The 22,329-nt window shown below is 71.4% G+C and carries 20 protein-coding genes; 16 read left to right on the top strand and 4 right to left on the bottom strand.

The window, feature by feature from the left end:
• Window positions 1-184 precede the first annotated feature (184 nt).
• From mdo to F1734_RS19465, 4 genes are all read left to right on the top strand, one after another.
• Entirely contained in the window at window positions 185-1,456 is a 1,272-nt protein-coding gene (mdo, locus tag F1734_RS19480) for an NDMA-dependent methanol dehydrogenase (RefSeq protein ID WP_010591966.1), read from the top strand.
• Between the two features lie 85 nt (window positions 1,457-1,541).
• Window positions 1,542-2,630, top strand: coding sequence for a MadB family AAA-type ATPase (locus tag F1734_RS19475; RefSeq protein ID WP_099528012.1), 1,089 nt, complete (start codon window positions 1,542-1,544; stop codon window positions 2,628-2,630).
• Window positions 2,631-2,634: 4 nt separating this feature from the next.
• Window positions 2,635-4,191: a MadC family VWA domain-containing protein gene (gene madC / locus F1734_RS19470; protein ID WP_048773962.1), complete on the top strand. Its 1,557-nt coding sequence runs from the start codon at window positions 2,635-2,637 to the stop codon at window positions 4,189-4,191.
• 174 nt (window positions 4,192-4,365) lie between these two features.
• A complete protein-coding gene (locus F1734_RS19465) occupies window positions 4,366-4,992 on the top strand; it encodes a carboxymuconolactone decarboxylase family protein (protein WP_017679995.1) in 627 nt (208 codons plus the stop codon).
• Here F1734_RS19465 and F1734_RS19460 read toward each other — a convergent pair.
• The gene (locus F1734_RS19460; protein ID WP_238423988.1) at window positions 4,973-5,425 is read right to left on the bottom strand and encodes a hypothetical protein; all 453 of its coding nucleotides are present in this window, start codon (window positions 5,423-5,425) and stop codon (window positions 4,973-4,975) included. The two genes, F1734_RS19465 and F1734_RS19460, sit on opposite strands and share 20 nt — an antisense overlap.
• A 217-nt stretch (window positions 5,426-5,642) precedes the next feature.
• Between F1734_RS19460 and F1734_RS19455 the strand changes: the two genes are divergently transcribed.
• From F1734_RS19455 to F1734_RS19445, 3 genes are read left to right on the top strand one after another with little or no spacing between them, the layout of a single operon-like run.
• Complete coding sequence (locus F1734_RS19455) at window positions 5,643-6,818, top strand: iron-containing alcohol dehydrogenase (protein WP_010591962.1); 1,176 nt, start codon at window positions 5,643-5,645, stop codon at window positions 6,816-6,818.
• The gene (locus F1734_RS19450) at window positions 6,815-8,254 is read left to right on the top strand and encodes a MadS family sensor histidine kinase (protein ID WP_010591961.1); all 1,440 of its coding nucleotides are present in this window, start codon (window positions 6,815-6,817) and stop codon (window positions 8,252-8,254) included. The genes F1734_RS19455 and F1734_RS19450 overlap by 4 nt, the downstream gene beginning before the upstream one ends.
• A complete protein-coding gene (locus F1734_RS19445; protein ID WP_010591960.1) occupies window positions 8,251-8,919 on the top strand; it encodes a MadR family response regulator transcription factor in 669 nt (222 codons plus the stop codon). The genes F1734_RS19450 and F1734_RS19445 overlap by 4 nt, the downstream gene beginning before the upstream one ends.
• Window positions 8,920-8,944: 25 nt before the next feature.
• On the opposite strand, the gene F1734_RS19440 is transcribed toward F1734_RS19445, so the two are convergent.
• Window positions 8,945-10,162 carry a lipase family protein gene (locus F1734_RS19440; RefSeq protein ID WP_043804041.1) on the bottom strand — a complete coding sequence of 406 codons (1,218 nt, stop codon included), beginning with the start codon at window positions 10,160-10,162 and terminating at the stop codon, window positions 8,945-8,947.
• 155 nt (window positions 10,163-10,317) lie between these two features.
• Here F1734_RS19440 and F1734_RS19435 point away from each other — a divergent pair, with 155 nt between their 5' ends.
• A complete protein-coding gene (locus tag F1734_RS19435; protein ID WP_010591957.1) occupies window positions 10,318-11,280 on the top strand; it encodes an ABC transporter ATP-binding protein in 963 nt (320 codons plus the stop codon).
• On the top strand, window positions 11,277-12,911 hold the full coding sequence (locus F1734_RS19430) for an ABC transporter permease (protein ID WP_017679993.1): 1,635 nt from the start codon (window positions 11,277-11,279) through the stop codon (window positions 12,909-12,911). Before F1734_RS19435 ends, F1734_RS19430 begins: the two co-directional genes overlap by 4 nt.
• 126 nt (window positions 12,912-13,037) lie before the next feature.
• Here the strand turns inward: F1734_RS19430 and mftM are convergent, their stop codons facing one another.
• Both mftM and mftR read right to left on the bottom strand, forming a co-directional pair.
• The gene (mftM, locus tag F1734_RS19425) at window positions 13,038-13,847 is read right to left on the bottom strand and encodes a mycofactocin oligosaccharide methyltransferase MftM (RefSeq protein WP_010591955.1); all 810 of its coding nucleotides are present in this window, start codon (window positions 13,845-13,847) and stop codon (window positions 13,038-13,040) included.
• Window positions 13,844-14,503: a mycofactocin system transcriptional regulator gene (gene mftR / locus F1734_RS19420; protein ID WP_010591954.1), complete on the bottom strand. Its 660-nt coding sequence runs from the start codon at window positions 14,501-14,503 to the stop codon at window positions 13,844-13,846. The genes mftM and mftR overlap by 4 nt, the downstream gene beginning before the upstream one ends.
• Window positions 14,504-14,626: 123 nt before the next feature.
• On the opposite strand from mftR, the gene mftA reads away from it, so the two are divergent.
• The 7 genes from mftA to F1734_RS19385 are packed head-to-tail and all read left to right on the top strand — an operon-like array spanning window position 14,627 to window position 22,280.
• Window positions 14,627-14,722, top strand: a complete 96-nt coding sequence (gene mftA, locus F1734_RS19415; RefSeq protein WP_010591953.1) for a mycofactocin precursor MftA — start codon at window positions 14,627-14,629, stop codon at window positions 14,720-14,722.
• Complete coding sequence (gene mftB / locus F1734_RS19410; RefSeq protein ID WP_010591952.1) at window positions 14,707-15,042, top strand: mycofactocin biosynthesis chaperone MftB; 336 nt, start codon at window positions 14,707-14,709, stop codon at window positions 15,040-15,042. The genes mftA and mftB overlap by 16 nt, the downstream gene beginning before the upstream one ends.
• A gap of 46 nt (window positions 15,043-15,088) precedes the next feature.
• The gene (gene mftC, locus F1734_RS19405) at window positions 15,089-16,336 is read left to right on the top strand and encodes a mycofactocin radical SAM maturase (RefSeq protein ID WP_010591951.1); all 1,248 of its coding nucleotides are present in this window, start codon (window positions 15,089-15,091) and stop codon (window positions 16,334-16,336) included.
• Window positions 16,337-16,373: 37 nt separating this feature from the next.
• On the top strand, window positions 16,374-17,549 hold the full coding sequence (gene mftD / locus F1734_RS19400) for a pre-mycofactocin synthase MftD (protein WP_010591950.1): 1,176 nt from the start codon (window positions 16,374-16,376) through the stop codon (window positions 17,547-17,549).
• Between the two features lie 16 nt (window positions 17,550-17,565).
• Window positions 17,566-19,464 carry a mycofactocin system FadH/OYE family oxidoreductase 1 gene (locus tag F1734_RS19395; RefSeq protein ID WP_203010947.1) on the top strand — a complete coding sequence of 633 codons (1,899 nt, stop codon included), beginning with the start codon at window positions 17,566-17,568 and terminating at the stop codon, window positions 19,462-19,464.
• Window positions 19,465-19,500: 36 nt separating this feature from the next.
• A complete protein-coding gene (locus F1734_RS19390; protein ID WP_203010935.1) occupies window positions 19,501-20,313 on the top strand; it encodes a mycofactocin-coupled SDR family oxidoreductase in 813 nt (270 codons plus the stop codon).
• Complete coding sequence (locus F1734_RS19385; RefSeq protein ID WP_203010933.1) at window positions 20,310-22,280, top strand: mycofactocin system FadH/OYE family oxidoreductase 2; 1,971 nt, start codon at window positions 20,310-20,312, stop codon at window positions 22,278-22,280. The genes F1734_RS19390 and F1734_RS19385 overlap by 4 nt, the downstream gene beginning before the upstream one ends.
• Window positions 22,281-22,329 lie beyond the last annotated feature (49 nt).

Raw genomic sequence — 22,329 nt, 5'->3', positions numbered from 1 at the left:
CTGCCCGATCGGGCAGGCCGCCCCGCTCGACCGGACGGCTTCGGTGCCGCGACCGGACGGTTCGGGCCCGAAGGCCTTTCCGTGGGCGTGATCGAGACCGAAGGTGGAGAAGCGAAGAGACGCCGGTCACACCGGACGCCGCATTCGAACCACCACTTCCGGCCGACACATCAGGAGAGACGCGATGGCCATCGAACTCAACCAGATCTGGGACTTCCCCATCAAGGAGTTCCACCCCTTCCCGCGGGCACTGATGGGTGTCGGTGCCCACGACATCATCGGTGTCGAGGCGAAGAACCTGGGCTTCAAGCGCACCCTGCTGATGACGACCGGTCTGCGCGGTTCGGGCATCATCGAAGAGCTGATCGGCAAGATCGAGTACCAGGGTGTCGAGGTCGTCCTGTACGACAAGGTCGAGTCCAACCCCAAGGACTACAACGTCATGGAGGCCGCCGCCCTCTACCAGCAGGAGAAGTGCGACTCCATCATCTCCGTCGGCGGCGGCTCGAGCCACGACGCCGCCAAGGGCGCCCGCGTCGTCATCGCCCACGACGGCCGCAACATCAACGAGTTCGAGGGCTTCGCCAAGTCCACCAACAAGGAGAACCCGCCGCACATCGCCGTCTCCACCACCGCCGGCACCGGCTCGGAGACCTCCTGGGCCTACGTCATCACCGACACCTCCGACATGGACCACCCGCACAAGTGGGTCGGCTTCGACGAAGCCACGATCGTCACCCTCGCCATCGACGACCCGCTGCTGTACTACACCTGCCCGCAGCACTTCACCGCGTACTGCGGCTTCGACGTCCTCGCCCACGGTTCCGAGCCGTACGTCTCGCGGCTGGACTTCGCCCCGTCGCTCGGCAACGCCCTGTACTCGATCGAGCTCGTCGCCAAGCACCTGCGTGAGGCCACCTTCGAGCCGCGCAACCTCAAGGCACGCGAGGGCATGATGAACGCCCAGTACATCGCCGCGCAGGCCTTCAACTCGGGCGGCCTGGGCATCGTCCACTCCATCTCGCACGCCACGTCGGCCTTCTTCGACAGCCACCACGGCCTCAACAACGCGATCGCGCTGCCCCGTGTCTGGGAGTACAACCTCCCGTCGCGCTACGAGCACTACGCCCGCATCGCCACCGCGATGGGTGTCGACACCCGCAACATGACCACCGTCCAGGCCGCGGACGCCGCGGTCGAGGCCGCCATCCGGCTCGCCAAGGACGTCGGCATCCCCGACAACTTCGGCCAGGTGCGCGTCGACTCGTACGAGAAGAACCGGATGAACACCGGCAAGTACGCCGGCCGCGGCGACGTCATCAAGGGTGACGAGAAGACCGTGCGCGCCATCTCCGAGCACATCCAGGGCGACTGGTGCACGCCGGGCAACCCGCGCGAGGTGACGGTCGAGTCGATGATCCCCGTCGTCGACCACTGCATCAACCGGTCCTACTGACCCACCGCCCGACCGATCCGTGTCCGGGGCGGGGCCACCCGCCCCGGACACACCCACCTCGAGTGCCGACGACACAGGAGCACCGATGACCAGCTTCACCAGCGGACCGGAACTCGCCGACGCGCTGCGCCGCCACGACTACATCGCCGACGACGAGTTCGCGGTCGTCGTCCACCTCGCCACCGCGCTCGAGCGGCCGCTGCTGCTCGAGGGCCCGGCCGGCGTCGGCAAGACCGAACTGGCCAAGGCGCTCGCCGCCGTCGGCGGACGCAAGCTGGTACGGCTGCAGTGCTACGAGGGTCTCGACGACAGCCGGGCGCTGTACGAGTGGGACTACGCCAAGCAACTGCTGCACGTGCAGATGCTGCGGGACCGCATCGGCGAACAGCTCGCCGCCTACCCCGACGTCGCCGACGCGTCCCGCTTCCTCGCCGCGCAGGACTTCGGCCTGTACTCCGAGACGTTCCTGGCCGTGCGTCCCCTGCTCGAGGCGATCCTGTCTCCGGAGCCGGTGGTGCTCCTCGTCGACGAGGTGGACCGCACCGAGGAATCCATGGAGGCGTTGCTGCTCGAGGTCCTCGCCGAGCGGCAGGTCACCATTCCCGAGGTGGGTACCTTCACGGCCCGGTCCGCGCCGTGGGTGATCCTGACCTCCAACGACACCCGCGAACTCTCGCCCGCCCTCAAGCGCCGCTGCCTGCACTACCACGTCGGCTACCCCACCCCCGAGCGCGAACGCGAGATCGTCACCGCCCGGGCCCCCGAGGTCGACACCGTGACCGCCGGCGAGGTCGTGGACCTGGCCCGCACCCTGCGGGAGCTGCCGTTGCGCAAGAGCCCGTCCATCTCGGAGGTCATCGACGCCGCGCGCGCCGCGACCGTGCTGCGGCGCGGCGGCGGCGACCACACCTCCCTCCGGCAGATCCGGGACATCCTGCTCGCCGCGCTGCTCAAGTACACCGGCGACGCCGACCTGGTCCGCGCCCGGCTCGGCGGTGACGCCCCACCCCCCGCACCGACGACCACCGCACCGACGACCACCGCACCGACGACCGCCGAACCTGCGGGGGAGCGACCCGAGCGGGCCACGGTCGCCTCCCGGCCGGCCAACACCACCACCGCGGTGTTCCGCGGGCGCGGCGGCGGCGGTGTCGGCATCGGCGCGCGGCGGTGACCCGATGCCGGTGACACCGCTCGCGACGACGCCCGTGACACCGCTCGCGGCGATGCACCCCTCGTACCCTCTCGACGTGGTGGCCGCCGTCTTCGGCCGCCTGCTGCGGCGGCACGGGGTGTCCGCCTCGCCCGCCGAGACCATCGAGGTCCGCCGCGTGCTCGGGCTCGTCGGTGCCCGCGACCGCGACGTGCTGCGAGCCTGCCTGCGCGCGGTGTGCGCGAAGTACCCGCACGAGCAGGTCGGTTTCGACCGCGCCTTCGACGCGCTGTTCGCCGCGGCGGACGCGGCCGGCGTGACGGACGGGAAGTCCTCGCCGCGAGCGCAATTCGCCGAGTCCCTGCCGACCGCGCTCGAGCTCGACGACGATCCGCAGGTCGCGCGCTACGCCGAGTACAACGAGCGTGCCGCGGAGGTCGGCGACCACTTCGACACCCCGGAGGCGGACAAGGGCTTCAATCCCCACAAGGACGACGACGACGTCTCGATGACCTCGTCCGACGCGGCACTGTCGGTCGACACGGGCGCCGACTCGGGCCGGCGCGGGGTCACCTACACCGTCGACGTGGATCGGGCCGGGACCGCAGCGGTCGGCGAGCTGGCCGCGAACCCGGGTGCCGCCGTCGTCGGGTCGCTGTCGTGGGACGATCCCGAATCCATCCTCGCGTGGCTCGACGCCTACGACCCGCGCCGCGTCTACGGCGACGACCACGCAGACGAACCCCTCAGCGCGGCACAACTGAACCGGCTCGTCGAGGCCGTCGAGGCGTTCGTCGCGGCGCTGTCGCAGGCCGGGCTCGGTGGTCCGCTGCCGGACGGTGAGCCCGATGCCCCCGACACCGCCGGAGACGTCGCGTCCCGGGCCGAGATCGAGCTGGCGTGCCACGAGGTGCTGCGCCGCATGCGCGGCCCGGCGCGGCCGGTGCCGCGCGAGCTGACCCGCGGCCGGCTCGACATGCGTCGCACGGCGCGTGCCGGGATGCGCACCGAGGGGGTGCCGTTCCACCTGATCGTGCGTGCCCCGCGTCCCGACCGGGTCCGGTTGCTGATCCTCGCCGACGTGTCCCTGTCGGTGCGCCCGATCACCGCGTTCACCCTGCGCCTGGCGCAGGCCATGCACGGCCGGGCCCACCGCTGCCGCGTCCTGGCGTTCGTCGACCGGCCCGTCGATGTGACGCGGGAACTGCTGGCCGCCACGGGCGACGGCGCCCTCGCGGCCGTGCTGGCGCATCCCGGCCTCGACCTCGAGGCGAGCAGTGACTACGGCCGGGTGCTCGACGAACTGCTCACCGAGCACGCGGGCATCGTCGACTCGCGCACCAGTGTGCTCGTCGTCGGCGACGGGCGCTGCAACGGCCTGCCCGCCCGCGTCGACCGGCTCGCCGACCTGCGTCGTCGCGTGCACCGGCTCGCCTGGATCACCCCGGAGCCCCAGCGCTACTGGGCGCAGGCGACGTGCGCGATGCCCGAGTACGCCGAGGAGTGCGATCGCGTCGTCGTCGCCCGGGACGCCGCCCAGCTGCTGTCGCGGGCGGCGGAACTCGGGCACGCACTGCGTTGAGCGTGTGCACCCGTCCGGCTCCGGCGGGGCAACGGCCGGTGGTTACTATGGACCGGTAAATACCCCCCGGGGTGTGTGTGCGCCGTCCGCCCACGCCACCGCCGGCGGGCCGGCCGCCGTACGGGAGAGTGCTCCGGCACACGGGCATCCCGGGCGCAGTTGAGGAAGACGACGATGCAGTTCGCGAAGAAGCACTATTCGATCCGTGAGGCCTACTGGATCTTCTACCGGGGCGTTCGATCGATGAAGCACCTGATCGGCGCCAGGAAGCGCGCCGAGTTGAGCCCCGAGTTCGTCGAACGGATCATGCTGGCGGTGACCGAGGTGAACGGCTGCGGCGCCTGCTCCTACGCCCACACGAAGATCGCTCTCGGGGCCGGAATGAGCAGCGCCGAGATCCGGAACATCCTGGCCGGGGTCCTCGACGACGTTCCCGACTCCGAGGTCGCTGCGGTTCTTTTCGCCCAGCACTATGCCGACACCCGGGGCAACCCCACGGCCGAGGCGTGGGATCGCCTCGTGGACGTGTACGGGAAGTCCGCCGCCGAGGGGATCCTCGGAGCGATACGGGCCATCATGGTCGGCAACGTCCACGGAATCGCGTGGACCGCGCTGCGCGGCCGGTTGAACGGGAGCCCGGATCCGCGCAGCAGCGTGGCGTACGAGGTCGCCATGTTGCTGATCGTCCTGGCGTTCTTGCCGATGTCCGTCGTGCACGCTTCGATCTCCGGCGTGCGCGGTGCGCCGCTCGTGGAGTTCGACAGGTGGGCCGGCGACCGGGTCAGGGGTCGCGCTTCGTGAGCCGGACCCGGTCGGGGCGGAAGTGCTCGAGGGCCTCGTCGTAATTTGCGCGTGCGAGCCGTTCCGACGTCCATCCCTGCGAGATCCACCGGTCCACGCCGAGCGGGTACCGGATCTCGACCCGGTGGGTGCCGCGGATCGCCGTGCGGCCCTCCGCGTCTTCCCGCGCCCGGACGTATGCGGCGAACTCACTGCCCAGCACCAAGGTGCGGTTGGGGCGTTCGATGACCGGATCCCCGACCCGCCGGTCGGAGTGGAGCGCCCGGTACGCCGAGTCGAGCGCCGCGGCCCCGTTGTCGTGGACGTGCCACGTGACGCCGTCCACCTCGTGCCACCACACGATCCATCGGTCGTCGATGATGCTCTCCCAGGGTCGTTTCCGCCGGTGCGCAGCCTGCTTCCTGCGTATCCGGTCCACCCCTGCGACGTGCATCCTATATGTCCCGTTTTCGGGGAGGCCGCGGTGGTGGCATTCACTTCGTATTCACCCCGCGGCCGGCTCGCGGAGGCCCGGCCACACTCGGACCTACCTACCCGATCGGGCAGGTATCGCCCCTGCCGTTCGGTCCGGTGCCGACCCGTCGTGGAGGGGCTAGGCTCGGAAGCCACGTAAGCTGGATCACAGCAGTCGGGATCGTCAGGAGTGTGCAGTGGCCGTCGCATCGGAGCACACCGCGACGACGCTGGCCAAGTTCCACGCCCCGGAGATCGTGTTCGGGATCGGATCGCTGGTCGAAGCGGCGCACGCGGCGGTTCGGCTCGGCGCGGTCCGGCCCCTCCTGGTCACCGACCCGGGGCTGATCGAGGCCGGCTGGGTCGACGAGCTGCGCGGTCATCTCGTCGAGCAGGGCCTCACGCCGATCGTGTGGGGTGATCTCACCCCCAACCCCAAGGACCACGAGGTCACCGCCGGACACGAGACGTACCGCGTCCACGGCTGCGACGTGCTCGTCGCGCTCGGTGGCGGCTCGGTGATCGACGCCGCCAAGGGCATCGCGGTGCTCGCCGCCAACGGCGGCAGCATCCTCGACTACGAGGGTGTGGACCGGGCGGCCGCTCCGATCCCACCGATGGTGGTGGTGCCGTCGACGTCGGGGACGGGCGCCGACGTCTCCCAGTTCTGCGTCGTCACCGACACCGTCCGAGGCACCAAGATCACCATCATCGGTCGTTCACTCGTCCCGGACCTGACCGTGATCGACCCGCGGCTGCTGACCACCATGCCGGACGAACTGAACGCCGCGACCGGGCTGGACGCCCTGACCCACGGCGTGGAGGCGTTCGTCTCCCGCGCCCACAACCCGCTCACCGACCACCACGCCCTGCGTGCCGTCGGTCTCGTCACCGACACGCTGGTACGCACGATCGAAGACCCCCGGGAGATGGCGGCCCGATCGATCATGGCGCAGGCCAGCCTCGAGGCCGGCCTGGCGTTCACCAACGCGATCCTCGGTGCCGCGCACGCGATGAGCCACCAGGTCGGGGGTCTGCTCGACCTGCCGCACGGCGTCATCAACGGAGTGCTCCTCCCGCACGTCATCCGGTTCAACGCAGCCTCCGATCCCGAGCCGTTCGTCGCGATCGCCCGGGCGCTCGGGCTCGACGAGCACCGCGGTCCGGCCGTGGAGGCCGCACTCGCCGTCGCGGACCGGGTCGAACGGCTCGCCCGCGAGGTCGGGGTGCCGCGCGGACTGCGGGAACTCGGGGTGCAGGCGACCGACCTCGAACGTCTGGCCGCGGGCGCGCTGCGCGACGCGTGCATGTCCACCAACCCCCGCGAAGCGACGCACGAGCAGATGGTCGCGCTGTTCCGGGCGGCGTTGTGACCGCTCCCGACCTGTCGCGACTGACCGGACTGCGTTCCGGCAAACCCACGTTCTATCCCCAGTACCGCGGAGCCGCCGAACGTCTCGAGCGGGTTGTTCACGCGCTCGAGCTGATCTCGCGTGCCCTGGTACGCACCGTCGAGGGCCCCGAGACCCTGATCTGCGCCGTGGCGGAGGCCGCGCGTGCCCACCTGAGCGCCCGCTGGGTGGTCTTCGCCCTGACCGACAGGACCCTGCCCGACGCAGGGCCGCGCCGGCTGGTCCTCGGACCCGATGCCACCCCGTTCCTCGTCGACAACGTCGAAGGCCCACCCCTGCCCGACGACGTGGTGCGCTGCCTCGAGGACATCCGATCCGGCTCGATCGGCCGGGACGCCACCGTCGACACCCATCGGGCCTTCGTCCCCATCGTCCTCGACGGCGGGGTGGCGGGTGCGATCGCCGCGTGGACACCCGAACACCGCACCATCGACGGCACCGACCACGCCGTGCTGTCGATCCTCGCCAGCCAGACCGCCGTGGCCCTGCAGAATTCCGCGCTCTACCAGCGGGGCCAGCTGCTGCTCGGGCGGGCCGAGCAGGCCTACCAGGAGGCGAATCGCGCGGCGGCAGACCTGCAGGCCCGCAACGCCGAACTCGAGGCGACGTTGCGCCAGCTGGAATTGACCCAACGGCAACTCGGTGCTGCGCATCGGCACCAGGCGCTCGACGAGGAACGTCACCGCATCGCGCGGGAGCTGCACGACAGCGTCACCCAGGCCGTGCTGTCGGCCGGCATGCAGATCGAGGTGTGCCGCAGCGACATTCCCGACGCCGAGCGCGGCGAGCGTCTCGACCTGGCCAAGGAGCTCACCCGGCGCGCGGTCGAGCAGCTGCGCTCGGCGATCTACGCGCTCAACCACCCGTCCGACTCGGATCGCACGTCGCTGCCGGAGATGCTCGAACAGCTGTGCAGCGCGCACACGCCGGGCGAACTCGACATCACCGTCCGGGTGGGCGGCCCGCCGGTCGAATTGCCGGGCGAAGCCGAACATTCGCTGCTGCGCATCGCAGGGGAGGCGCTGTTCAACGCCGCGGTGCACGCCAACGCCCGGCGCGTGGTGCTGCGGCTGACCTACCGGCCGGACTCGGTGCTGTTGTCGGTCGCCGACGACGGGGACGGCGACCCGGCGCGGATGCGGCTGATGCTGCGCCTCGCCGCGGACAACGACTGGGACGGCCGCCATCGCGGGCTGGCGAACATGCAGGCCCGCGCGCACGAGCTCGGTGGCACTCTCGAGGTGCGTCGCGCCCGCCTCGGCGGGGTCCGGGTGGCGGTGCGCATCCCGGTGCCCGAACCGGCGGTCGACGCGGAGCGGGACGCCGACGAGACGACCGGAACCAGCGGGAACAGTGCGGCGCCGGCACCCGCGGCGCGGACAGGAGATCAGCGATGAACGTGGCAACCCCGGCCGGGACGGTGAATCGCACGGTCCGCATCGTCCTCGTCGACGACCACGCGATCCTGCGCCAGGGGCTGCGCTCGATACTCGAGCGGGAGCCGGACCTCGAGGTGGTCGGCGAGGCCTCGCACGAGGCCGAGGCGCTCACCCTCGTGGGCCGGGTCCGGCCCGACATCGTCCTGATGGACCTGAAGCTCTCCGCCGGGTCGGACTACGAGGGGCTGACGTTGTGCGGGCAGCTGTCGGCGGCCCACCCGGGGCTGGGTCTGCTGGTGCTCACCACGTTCCTCGACGAGCAGCTGGTCGTGCGTGCCGTGCACGCCGGGGCACGCGGGTACGTCGTGAAGGACGTCGACACGACCGAGCTGGTGCGTGCGATCCGCGCGGTGTCGCGCGGCGAGAGTGCCTTCGACTCGCGCAGCGCCGCGGCGGTGGTGCGTTCCCTCAACGGGCAGACCACGCCGCAGGAACAACTCACCGAGCGCGAACTCGAGGTGCTGCGGCTGCTCGCTGCGGGCCTGTCCAATTCCAAGATCGGTGAGCGCCTTTTCATCTCGGGCACCACGGTGAAGTTCCACGTGAGCAACATCATGCGCAAACTGAGCGTGAGCCGCCGCGCCGAGGCCGTGTACGCCGCCAGCAAGCGCGGCCTGATCTGACGCGCAGTGCGGTGACAGGCCAGACTCAGCAGGTTCCGGTGACCGGTGCTCCGTCGAACCGCTCGCCCAGGAACTCGAACGCGTCCGGCAGACCGAGCACCGCCGCCGACATGTGGTCGGGACTGGGGGTCTCGACGCGGCGCACCGGCGCGCCCGCGGCGCAGTAGCGGTCGAGCGTCGCGTCGATGGAGTCCACCGGGACGAGTGCGTCGGTGGGGCTGTGCCATTCGAACACGGGCACCGTCGGCACGCCCGGGTACAGCTCGAGGCTGTTCTCCTCCGCGACGGCGACCGCGTCGGCATCGTCGGCCAGGTGGGCATTGGTGCTCACCTGCCGCAGGCTGCCACCGGCACCGCGCGCGAGGATGTCGTTGGTGCAGGCGTCGGCCAGGGCGTCGCGCATCGCCACACCCGCAGGGGTCAGGTCGGCGCTGATCCGCATCCGTTCGGGGTACTCGCGTTCGAGACCCAGCGCGGCCGCGAACGCCAGACCGAAGGCGGGGTGCGGGTTCTCGCCGAGCGCCTCGGCCATCTTGCGGATGTTCATCGGCACCCCGCCCATCGCCGCACCCACCAGTTTCAGGTCGGGGGCGTAGGTCGGAGCCAGTGCCGCGGCCCACCCGGTGGCCATCCCGCCGCCGGAGTACCCCGCCAGCGCGACCGGGCTGTGGGCGAGCTGCAGCTCGGGTACCTGCTGCACCGCGCGGATGCCGTCGAGGGTGATCTGCCCGCCGAGGCGAGCCGCGCCGTAGGCGCTGTTCGGTCCGAGATGGTCCGGGATCGCGACCGTCCAGCCCCGCCGGAGCACCACGTTGAGGGCCGGAGCCTCCCGGACGGCGAGATCCGGGTCGCTCGTCCACAGCGTCTGCGACGGCGCGCAGTGCGTGCCGAGGGCGTTGATGACGTGCTGGAACGACAGCAGCGGACCGTCCGGAGCCTTGCCGACGGGGGCGAGGACCGTCGTCACCGCAGGGATCGGGTGGCCGGTCGAATCCGTCGACCGGAACCGCACCTGCCACGCCTCGACGTCGAGGATGCCGGGTGGTGCGGGCACGCGCCGCACCTCGAGCGCATCGCCGGCCGGTGCGTGGGTGATGTCGGCGGCCGCGCGGTAGAACGGATCGGCCGGCGGCACCGGATAGACGGGTGCGGCACCCGCGGTTCCGGTTCCGGCGACGATGGCGCACACCGCCGCCGCGCCGACCGACGCATTGCGGATTCCCCGACCGAACCGTGCGGCCACGTCCCCCACCTCTCCAGCGCACCGACCGGTGCCGTTCCTCGAAAATCAGCGATCCCGGCGAAGCCTAAACGACCGATTTGCGAGGGTTCACCCGACCCCGTGCGCTGTGCGGATCGTCGCCACACGGACCCCCGAATGGGCGTAGCCTCGGCAGCATGTCGACGGCGATCTCCGTGGAACAGCTCGTCAAGTCGTTCGGAACCACTCGGGCTCTCGACGGTCTCGACCTCGAGCTCCGCCGAGGCGAGGTGCACGGATTCCTCGGCCCGAACGGATCCGGCAAGTCCACCACGATCCGCATTCTGCTCGGGCTGCTGCGTGCGGATTCCGGCCGGGTCGAACTGCTCGGGGGCGACCCGTGGCGCAACGCGGTGGACCTGCACCGGCGGCTCGCGTACGTACCCGGCGAGGTCAACCTGTGGCCCAACCTCACCGGCGGGGAGGCGATCGACCTGCTCGCCGGCCTGCGCGGCGGCATCGACGAACGCCGCCGTGCCGAACTGCTCGAACGCTTCGAGCTCGATCCCACCAAGAAGGCCCGCACGTACTCCAAGGGCAACCGGCAGAAGGTCGCGATCGTCGCCGCGCTCGCCTCGGATGTGGAGTTGTTCCTGTTCGACGAGCCCACCTCGGGTCTGGACCCGCTCAAGGACGAGGTGTTCCGGGACTGCGTCCGCGAGGCCGTCGCCGACGGGTGCTCGGTGCTGCTGTCGAGCCACGTCCTCGCCGAGGTCGAGGCGCTGTGCGACCGGGTGACCATCATCCGGCAGGGCCGCACCGTCGAATCCGGCACGCTGACCGAACTGCGACACCTGACCCGCACGTCGGTGGTCGCCGACACCGTGCGCCCGGTGGCCGGGCTCGAAGCGGTCCCCGGGGTGCACGACCTGCAGGTCGACGGCCTGCGGGTGCGCTGCGAGGTCGACACGGCCCGGATGGACGCGGTGCTGCGCGAGCTGCTCGACTTCGGCATCACGTCGCTCACCAGTACCCCACCCACCCTCGAGGAACTGTTCCTGCGGCACTACGGGGACGACCTGCCCGGCGAGCACATCCACGTCCCCGGCGAGCACCTCGCACACGGCCGCCCGGCCGTCGGCGACGGGGACGGCGCATGAGTGCCGCATTCGTCGGCACCGGCCGGCTGGTGCGTCTGGCGGCCCGCCGCGACCGCGTGCAGCTGCCGGTGTGGCTGGTGACGATCACGATCGTGTACGCGATCTCGGTGTCGAGCTTGAAGGGGCTCTATCCGACCGAGGAGGACCTGCACCTCATCGCCGTCAGCTCCGCCGTGTCGCCGGTGGTGCTGGCCACCAACGGCCTGGTCTCCGGGGACAGCCTCGGCGCGGTCGTCGCGGCGCAGACCCTGCTGTTCCTGGCCCTGGGGGCGGGTCTGATGAGCACGATGGCCGTGGTCCGGCACACCCGGCAGAACGAGGAGACCGGCCGCGCGGAGCTCGTCGGCGCCAGTGTGGTCGGTCGGCGTGCCCTGCTCACGGCGGCCCTGATCGTGGCCACAGCGGCGAATGTCGCGCTCGCGCTGCTGCTCGCGATCGTCTCCCTGGGTTTCGGACTGCCGCTGTCCGGATCCGTCGCACTCGGGGCGGCGACGGCGGCGGCCGGGATCGCGTTCGCGGCCGTCGCGGCGGTGAGCGCGCAGGTCGTCGAGGGGGCCCGGGCCGCGAACGGACTGGCCGGTGCCGCGCTGGGGTTCGCATTCCTGCTCCGCGCCGTCGGTGACAGCGCCGGCACCGTCGATCCCGACGGGGTCAGCGTCACGAGCATGTGGCTGTCGTGGCTCTCGCCGATCGGGTGGGCGCAGCAGATCCGGCCGTTCGACGAGGACGCCTGGTGGATCCTGGTGTTGTTCGTGATGTTCACCGTCGCGGCGACGTGGTCCGCGTACGAGCTGACCGGACGGCGCGACCACGGTGCCGGGCTGGTGCAACCGCGCCCGGGACCGGACCGCGCGGCGGCATGGCTGCCCACCGCGTGGGGCTTCGCGTGGCGGGTGCAGCGCACGACCTTGATGTGGTGGGCGTTCGGCATCGTCGTTCTCGCCGCGACGTACGGCAGCGTCGCGAACGAGATGGACAACTTCCTCGACGAGGGCGGCGCCGTCGCCGACATGATGAAGCAGCTCGGCGGCGGGGCGCAGGCCCTCACCGACGCGTACTTCGCGATGATCTTCCTGATGATGGCGTTGTTCACCAGCGGGTACGCGGTGCAGGCCGTGCTGCGGACGCACAGCGAGGAGACATCCGGGCGGGTCGAGCCGCTGCTGTCGACGGCCCTGGGCCGGGTGCCGTGGATGCTCGCCCACATCGGCATGGTGACGATCGGGGTGATCGTGCTGCAGGTCGTCACGGGCGTCACGCTGGCGGTCTCGTACGGTCTGACGGTCGGCGACGTCACCGGATCGCTCGGCAACCTGCTGCCGGCGTCGTTGGCGTTCGTCCCGGCCGTTCTCCTGGTGGGGGCGATGGCGGTGCTGTGCGTGGGCGTGGTGCCGCGGCGCGCCTCGAGCGTCGCATGGGGTGTCTTCGCCGTGTGGTTGCTCCTCGGGCAGCTCGGCGTCCTGCTGGACCTGCCGCAGGCGGTGCTGGACCTGTCGCCGTTCGTCCACGTACCCCCGGTGCCGGCCGCGGAGATGCGGGTGCTGCCGTTGCTGGTCCTGCTGGGTCTCGCGGTGCTCACGGCGACGGCGGGGGTCGGCGCGCTGCGCCGTCGCGATCTCGTCGTCCAGTGACCCGCCCCGTGTGCGCGGCCGAATGTCACATCGCGTCGATGTGACCGACGCGATGTGACATTCGGTCACAAGGCGTTCGGTCACAAGGCGTTCGGCCACAAAGCGTTCGGCCACCGCGCCGTTCGGTCACCGCGCGTCGAGCACGAGCCAGCCGCCGTGGTGTTCGAAGGCCTCGAAGGCGCGGCCGGTCGATTCGCCGAGGGTGTGCAGGGCCGGCAGGTCGAACGTGCGTACGTGGCCGTGGCAGGCCGTGGCCTCGTCCTCGAACGGCACGGCGATCACCACGCGTTCCCGGGCGATCCGCAGCGCCTCGGCGACGACCGCCGCGCCGGTGGCCGCGTCGACGTGCTCGAGCAGGTGGATCGCGGTGACGGTATCGGCGCTGTCGTCGGGCACGGGCACGTGGGCCGCGTCGCACACGAGGGTGTCCACCGCGAGGCCGAGGCGGGGCGCGACCGCGTCGAGCAGGGTCATGGTGCCGGGCAGGATGTCGGTGGCGGTCACGGCGACCCCGGCGCGGGCCAGGCGCAGGGGGAGGAACCCGAAGCACGAGCCGAGATCGAGGACGCGGCCACGGACGAGTTCGGCGGCCTTGTCGTGGATCGGGGCGAACTCGGCCGTGCCGTCGAGCAGTTCGGTCAGCGAGTTGCGGTAGTAGGTGACCCACGAATCGAGGGCGCCCGGCACGGTGGAGCGCACCAGCCCGACCATCGTCAGCTCGAACTCCTCCCGGCCGAGGTCGCTGCCGGCGATCGAGGCGGTGACGTCGGCGACCAGGCGTTCGCTGAGGTCCTCCGGTCCGAGGGAATGCGTGACGTGCAGTCGTCCCGCGTCGCGCCGCAGCGAGATCGGGCCCGCAGGTACCCGTTCCACCGTGACGTGGGCGTGCGACCACCGGCCGGTCGGGCAGGGGGCGAGAGAGTCGAGCACAGTCATTGCAGCGCAGCCTTTTTCGATGAGGTGGGGACGTCGGGGCCGGTGATGGACGGCGCGGCCGCGTCGAGGCCACTGTAGAGGGCGCGCATGCCGGCCGACAAGAGATCGGGCAGGGCGAGGGAGTCGTCGGCGAGCCACTGCTCGTACGCCGCCATCGCGACGCCGAGGACGAGATAGCCCACGGTGCGCGGGTAGTGGTCCTCCGTGGCACCTCCGATGCGGTGCGCGACGTACTCCGCGATCACGCGGCGCCAGCCCTCGTACATCACCACCGAGTACGCCTGCAGCGCCGGGACCCGCAGGATCAGGCCCATGCGGTCGCGGTGCAACGTCGCCTCCGAGGCGGGAAAGGTGTTGAAGTCCAGCAGTGCCGAGGTCAGTGCCTCGGCGAGGGGCACCTCGGGCGGCAGGGCGTCGAGATGGGCGCGCATCTGCTCGAGGTGGGCGTCGAAGTCGCCCCAGGGCACGGCGTTCTTGGAGGGGAAGTACCGGAAGAAGGTGCGCCGGGCGATTCCCGCGGTCTCCGCGATCTGGTCGACGCTGGTCTCGTCGAACCCCTGGGTGCGGAACAGTTCGATGCCGATCGCACTGAGGCCCTCCCTCGAGGTGGAGGGGCGACGACCTATCCGAGCGGACGGTTTCCGGCGGCTACGCATGGTGTGAGCCTTCCATGGGTGACATTCTGCACTCGATGCCATTACAGTGGTGAACCGAGTCACAGCGCAACAGGCCTGTGACGACCGACTCCGACCGTGGAGTCCCCATCCGAGGAGGAATGCATGTCCGATCGTGACAACAGCGTCGTCGAGTCCGACCTGATCGAGGAGTCCCTCGTGGAAGAGGTCTCCATCGACGGCATGTGCGGCGTGTACTGATCGTGCCCGCCGACGCCGCCGCCACCGTGATCGACTCGACCGAGGACGACTCGGCAGGGTTCGATCCGGACACGACGTGGAGGCTGCACCCGCAGGTAGCGCTTCGCCCCGAGCCGTTCGGGGCGTTGCTCTACCACTTCGGGACCCGCAAGCTCTCGTTCCTGAAGAACACCACGATCGTCCGGGTCGTCGAAACCCTCGATCAGCATCCGTCCGTACGGGCCGCGCTCGCTGCCCACGGAATCGACGAGCCCGCGCAGCGTCCGTACCTGCGTGCGCTGGCCACGCTGGCCGACTCCCACATGATCGTGCCGGCCTAGACCCTGCCCGCACACCTCCCGCCCGCCACCGACGAGGACGCAGCCCATGACCTCAGTGCTCGAATCCGCCGCAGTACGAGACGCTTCCGCCCCACCGAAGGTCGGCCGCCTGGTCGACCAGTTCGAGAAGGGCCTCGACGCCCCCATCTGCCTGACGTGGGAGCTGACCTACGCCTGCAACCTGTCGTGCGTGCACTGCCTGTCCTCGTCCGGTCGGCGGGACCCGCGTGAGCTGACCACCGAACAGTGCAAGGCCATCATCGACGAGCTGCAGCGCATGCAGGTGTTCTACGTCAACATCGGCGGCGGCGAGCCGACCGTGCGCTCGGACTTCTGGGAGCTCGTCGACTACGCCACCGAACACCAGGTGGGCGTGAAGTTCTCCACCAACGGCGTCAAGATCGACAAGAAGGTCGCCGCGCGGCTGGCGGCCTCGGACTACGTCGACGTGCAGATCTCGCTCGACGGCGCCACCGCCGAGGTCAACGACGCCGTGCGCGGCCCCGGTTCGTTCGCGATGGCCGTACGGGCACTCGAGAATCTCGCCGAGGCGGGCTTCCGCGACGCGAAGATCTCCGTCGTCGTCACCCGCCACAACGTCGACCAGCTCGACGAGTTCAAGGCCCTGGCCGACAGGTACGGCGCCACCCTGCGCATCACCCGGCTGCGCCCGTCGGGCCGCGCCGTGGACGTGTGGGACGACCTGCACCCCACCCACGAGCAGCAACGCCAGCTCTACAACTGGCTCGTCGCCCACGGCGAGGGCGTGCTCACCGGCGACTCGTTCTTCCACCTGTCCGCGTTCGGCGGGGCCGACGGTGCCGGCGCGCTGCCGGGGCTGAACCTGTGCGGCGCGGGCCGGGTGGTGTGCCTGATCGACCCGGTCGGCGACGTCTATGCCTGCCCGTTCGCGATCCACGACAAGTTCCTCGCCGGAAACATCCTGTCCGACGGCGGATTCCAGCAGGTATGGCAGCATTCGGAACTGTTCACCGAGCTGCGCTCCCCGCAGACCGGCGGTGCGTGCAGCAAGTGCACGTTCTACGATTCGTGCCGCGGCGGCTGCATGGCCGCCAAGTTCTTCACCGGTCTGCCGATGGACGGACCGGACCCCGAATGTGTCCAGGGCTACGGCGAATCCGCGCTCAGCGCCGACCGCACCGTGCCCAAGTCCAGTGTCGACCATTCCCGCACCGGCGAGCGCCGCACCCCGCGCGCCCCCGTCCCCCTGAAGCTGATGGTGCGCCCGCCGTCGCGGGCGTGCGACGAGAACCCGCTCGCCGGAATGCAGTAGCCGGCGCCTTCCCCGCAGTACGAGAGGCAGATCCCCCATGGGCAACGACTGGTTCGAAACCGTTGCGGTCGCGCAGCAACGCGCGAAGAAGAAGCTCCCCAAGTCCGTCTACGGGGCCCTCGTGGCCGGCTCCGAGAAGGGCATCACCGTCGAGGACAACACGGCCGCGTTCGCCGAGCTCGGCTTCGCCCCGCACGTCGCGGGCCTGTCCGACAAGCGCGAGATGGGCACCCACGTCATGGGGCAGGACGTCGGCATGCCCGTGCTGATCTCCCCGACCGGAGTGCAGGCGGTGCACCCCGACGGCGAGGTCGCCGTCGCCCGTGCCGCCGCGGCCCGCGGCGTCGCGATGGGTCTGAGCTCGTTCGCGAGCAAGTCCATCGAAGAGGTCTCCGCCGCCAACGACAAGACCTTCTTCCAGATGTACTGGGTGGGCAGCCGGGACGTGCTCGTCCAGCGGATGGAGCGCGCCCGGGCGGCCGGCGCCAAGGGCCTGATCATGACCCTGGACTGGTCGTTCTCCAACGGCCGGGACTGGGGCAGCCCCGCGATCCCGGAGAAGATGGACCTCAAGGCGATGTTCCGGTTCGCACCCGAGGGCATCCTGCGGCCGAGCTGGCTGCTCGACTGGGCCAAGACCGGCAAGGTGCCGGACCTGACCACGCCGAACCTGACGCCGCCCGGTGGCAGCGCGCCGACGTTCTTCGGCGCCTACGGTGAATGGATGGGCACCCCGTTGCCCACGTGGGAGGACGTCGCGTGGCTGCGCGAGCAGTGGGGCGACGCGCCGTTCATGCTCAAGGGCGTGATGCGGGTCGACGACGCCAAGCGCGCAGTCGACGCCGGCGTCACCGCGATCTCGGTGTCCAACCACGGCGGCAACAACCTCGACGGCACCCCGGCCCCGATCCGCGCGCTCCCGGCGATCGCCGACGCGGTCGGCAAGGACGTGGAGGTGCTGCTCGACGGCGGCATCCGGCGCGGTAGCGACGTCGTCAAGGCCCTCGCGCTCGGCGCCAAGGCCGTCCTGATCGGCCGCGCGTACCTGTGGGGCCTCGCCGCCAACGGGCAGGCGGGCGTGGAGAACGTCCTCGACATCCTCGCCGGGGGCATCGGCTCGGCGCTCATCGGACTCGGCAAGACGTCGATCCACGAGCTGACCCCCGACGACATCGTCGTCCCACCGAACTTCCGGCGCGACCTCGGAATCTGAGCGGTCCCCTCTGCCGATGGGCACTCTCACCGAACCGATCACCCTGGCCGGCCGCGACGCGCCGGCCAGGGTGCTCTTCGGACCGCACGAAACCAACCTCGGTGTGGGGAGGGCCTTTTCGCCTGAACACGTGGCGTACTACGAGCGCCGCGCCCGCGGCGGAGCCGGGTTGCTCGTCACCGAGGTCGCCTCCGTGCACCCGCACGACCAGCCGTACGAGCGGGCACCCCTGGCCGCGGAGGGCGGCCCCGGATGGGCGTCGATCGTCGCCGCGTGCCGGCCCCACGGCACCCTCGTGCTGGCCGGGCTCGGCCATGCCGGTCTGCAGGGGTCGAGTGCGTGGACGCAGGCTCCGCTGTGGGCACCGTCGCGGGTGGCCGATCCGGCCGGGCGCGAACTGCCGATGGAGGTCGGCGACGACGAGATCGGGGAGCTGGTCGAGGGGTTCGCCGCCGCCGCCGCCGTCGCGGTCGCGGCAGACGTCGACGGAATCGAGCTGGACGCGGGGCCGACCTCGCTGCTGCGCCAGTTCCTCTCGGGACTGACCAACCGGCGCACCGACCGCTACGGTGCCGACCGGTCGTTGCTGCTGCGACAGGTGATCGCGGCCGTGCGCGCCGAACTCGGTCCCGGCCGGATCCTGGCGCTGCGCCTGAGCTGCGACGAGGAGGCGCCCTGGGCCGGCATCACACCGGAGCAGGCCGCCGGTCACGCGTCCGTGCTCGCCCCGCACCTGGATCTGCTCACCGTCGTGCGCGGCGGACTCTACGCCCCCGGCGTGTACCGGCCCGACGCCCACACCCCGGCCGGGTTCAACACCGGGCTGTGCCGCGCCGTCCGCGATGCCGTGGCCGGCGCCGTGCCCGTCGTCCTGCAGGGCAGCATCGTCGAGCCCGTCGCCGCACAGCGCGCCCTCGACGACGAAGTGTGCGACCTGGTGGAGATGACCCGCGCGCAGATCGCCGATCCGGACCTCGTCGCCGCCGTGCGCGACGGGCACACCCCCCGGCCGTGCGTGCGATGCAATCAGGCCTGCCTGGTGCGCGACTTCCGCAATCCCCGGGTCGGCTGCATCGGCAACGCGGAGGCCGGGCACGAGACCCGCACTCCGCAGCCCCCGGCGGCCGTGACGCGCGATGTCCTCGTCGTCGGTGGGGGGCCTGCCGGGCTCGAGGCCGCCCGCGTGCTGGCCGAACGCGGTCACCGGGTCCGTCTCGTCGAACGCGCCGGGCGCGTGGGCGGGATGCTGCGCACCGCGGCGGTGGGCACGGGACGCGACACGCTCTCCGCACTCGTCGACTGGCTCGAGGTCCGCTGCCGCGCGCTCGGCGTGCGGATCGACACCCGCAGCGCCGTCGCCGCCGCGGACCTCGACGCGGCCGCCGCCCAGGGGACGGTCGTCGTGCTCGCGACCGGCAGCCGCGACCGGCCCCCCGAGTACCCGGCGGAGGACGGGCACGTCGTGACCGCCGCGGGGCTGCTCGCCGGCGGCCCGATCCCCGTGCGGCCGGTGGTGGTGTGGGATCCGGTCGGCGGGCCCGTCGCCGTGGGCATCGCGGAACAACTCGCCGCCCAGGGGTACGACGTCTCGTATGCGACGACGGACCCGATCGCCGGTGCCCGGCTCGCGCCGACGGGCGACCTGGTCGCGGCCAACGCCCGGCTCCAGCGAGCGGGAGTCACCCGGCATCTGGGGGTCACCGTGCGCCGGGTCGGCGCCGACGCCGTCGAACTCGAGCACCGGCTGACCGGGCAGCGCACCGACGTCGCGGGCGCGCTGCTCGTCGACTGCGCCCCGGGTCTGCCGGAGGACAGCCTCTACCGCACCGGGCTCGTGCGGATCGGGGACTGCCTCGCGCCGCGCAGTGTCCACCACGCGGTACGCGAGGGCCACGCACTCGGATCCGAACTGTAACCTGTTCCAAAACGCTGGGATCGGAAGGATCGGCACATGGGCGAGTTCGACGGCAGGGTCGTGTTCATCACGGGTATCGCGCGCGGCCAGGGCCGCAACCACGCGATCCGGTTCGCGCGGGAGGGCGCCTCGATCATCGGCGTCGACATCGCCGGACCCGTCTCGGCGTACAACACGTACGCGCCGGTCACCGAAGCCGACTTCCACGAAACCGTCCAGCTCGTCGAGGCCGAAGGCGCGAAGATCCACGCCCGCATCGCCGACGTCCGCGACAGCGCCACCCTGCAGGCCGTCGTCGACGAGGGCGTCGCCCAGTTCGGCCGTCTCGACGTCGTCGTCGCCAACGCGGGCATCTGCAACTGGAACCGCTTCTGGGAGATGCCCGACGAGCAGTTCGAGGAACTGATCGACATCAACCTCACCGGCGTCTTCAAGACCCTCAAGGCCGCCACGCCCGCCATGATCGAGGCCGGCAACGGCGGGTCGATCGTCGTCGTCAGCTCCGTCGCGGGTCTGAAGGCCATGCCCGGCCAGGCCAACTATGCCGCTGCGAAGTTCGGCCTCGTCGGCCTGACCCAGACCGCCGCCAAGGAGCTCGGTGAGTACCGCATCCGGGTCAACTCCATCCACCCCTACGGCGTGAACACGCCGATGGGCACCGACCAGGGTGCGCTGAAGATGTTCGAGAAGTACCCGCACTGGTTGCCGAGCTTCGCGCCGATCCTCACCGAGAAGCCGATCGCCGACGTCGACGACATCGCCGAGGCCGTGCTGTTCCTCGCGAGCGACCGGGCCAGGACGATCACCGGCAGCCAGATGGCCCTCGACCAGGGGAACTCGAAGGTGTGAGCGAGCCCCGCTCCGCCCGACCGTACCCGCGGCTGGCCGCCCCGCTGCGGCTCGGCCCGGTCACGCTGCGCAACCGGGTGGTGTTCTCCGCGCACCTGACCAACTTCGCCGTCGACGGCCTGCCGACCGCACAGCACGCCGCCTACTACGCCGCGCGGGCCCGCGGCGGGGCCGGTCTGATCGTCTCCGAGGAACACACCGTGCATCCGACGGACCGGCCCTACGAGAAGCTCATCCGCGGCTACGACCCCGCCGTGGTGCCCGGCTACCGGCGCATCACCGAGGCCGTGCACGGCCACGGGGGGCGAATCCTCGCGCAGCTCAACCACAACGGCGCCCAGGGCTCCGGCATGTACACCGGCCTGCCGCTGTGGGCCCCGAGCGCCGTGCCCGACCCGCTGTTCCGGGAGGTGCCCAAGGCCGTCGAGGAGCACGAGATCCGCGAGCTCGTCGACGGGTATGCCCGCGTCGCCGCACACTGCCGTGCCGGCGGGTTCGACGGTGTCGAACTGCAGTGCTCGCAGGCGTCGATCGTGCGGCAGTTCCTGTCGCCCGGCACCAACCGCCGCACCGACCGGTACGGCGGCCCGCTCCGGAACCGGGCACGGTTCCTGCTCGAGGTCGTCGCGGCGCTGCGCGCGGCCGTCGGGCCCGGCCTGGTCGTGGGGGTCCGGCTCAGCGGGCACGACGGCACCGACGGCGGGATCACCCTCGACGACGCAGTCGCGCTCGCCGCCCTGGTCGAGGACAGCGGGCACGTCGACTACGTCAACACCTCGATCGGCGTGGCCACCGAGACGCTGCACCTGATCGAGGCGTCCATGGCGACGCCGCACGGCTACGCGCTCTTCGTGCCCGACGCGATCCGGCGGCGGGTGCGCCTGCCGGTGGTCGGCGTCGGTCGCTTCACGACCCCGGCGCAGGCCGAGGCGGCGCTCGCCGCCGGGCGCTGCGACCTCGTCGGCGTCGTGCGCGGCCAGATCGCCGATCCCGACTTCGCCGCCGAAGCCCTCGCCGGCGACGACGAGGCGGTGCGCCCGTGCCTGGCCTGCAACCAGGAGTGCATCGGGCGGGTCGGCCTCGGGCGGTGGATCGGCTGCGTGGCCAACCCTCGCGCCGGACGCGAGGCGCAGCCGCTGCCCGATCCTCGCCGGCCCGGCCGGCGGATCCTCGTCGTCGGTGGCGGCCCGGCCGGGCTGCGCGCCGCCGCGACCGCCGCGCAGCGCGGGCACCGGGTCACCCTCTGTGAGAGCGCGGATGTGCTGGGCGGGCAGATCCGCACGGCCGCAACCGCGCCGGGCCGCGGCGAGCTCGGCGGTCTGGTCCGCAGTCTCGAGATCGAGTGCCGGCGCGCGGGCGTGGAGATCCGCACCGGCGTGCACGTCGACGCCGCGGTCGTGCGCGACGCGCATCCCGACGCGGTCGTCGTCGCGACCGGTGCGCGACCGCGGCGCCCGGACTGGGCCGGCGACACCGACCTCGTCGTCGACGTCCGCGACGTCCTCGACGACCGGGTGTCACCGCACGGCGACGTCCTCGTCGTCGACGACCTGGGCTTCCACCACGCGACGTCCGTGGCGGAGTTGCTCGCCGGCCGCGGCGCCGCGGTCACCGTCTGCACGGCCGGGATGATCGTCGGCCAGGACCTCGGGCTGACCCTCGACATGGAGGGCTGGACCCGCCGGGCGTACACCCTCGGCATCGAACAGCTGACCGACACGCTCGTCACCGCCGTCGCCGAACGCGACGGCAGGCTCGACGTGGCGCTGCGGCACCACCCGACCGCCGTCGCGCACCAGCGCACGGTCGACCGGGTGGTGGTGGCCACCCATCAGGATCCGGTGGACGAACTCTGGACAGCCTTGCGCGACAGCGCCTTCCACGTCGTGCGGATCGGTGATGCGCTCACCCCGCGGCGCGCGGACGCCGCGATCCTCGAGGGCGAGCGCGCCGCGATCCACTTCTAGCCGTGCGCGTTTCCGGTAGCCACCGCTACCGGAAACGCGCACGGGCCGC

Origin of the sequence: Rhodococcus ruber (assembly GCF_016804345.1) — a bacterium.
Lineage (GTDB): Bacteria > Actinomycetota > Actinomycetes > Mycobacteriales > Mycobacteriaceae > Rhodococcus > Rhodococcus ruber.
Note: the sequence above shows the minus strand (reverse complement) of the source record. Positions and strands in the feature narration are given on the sequence as shown.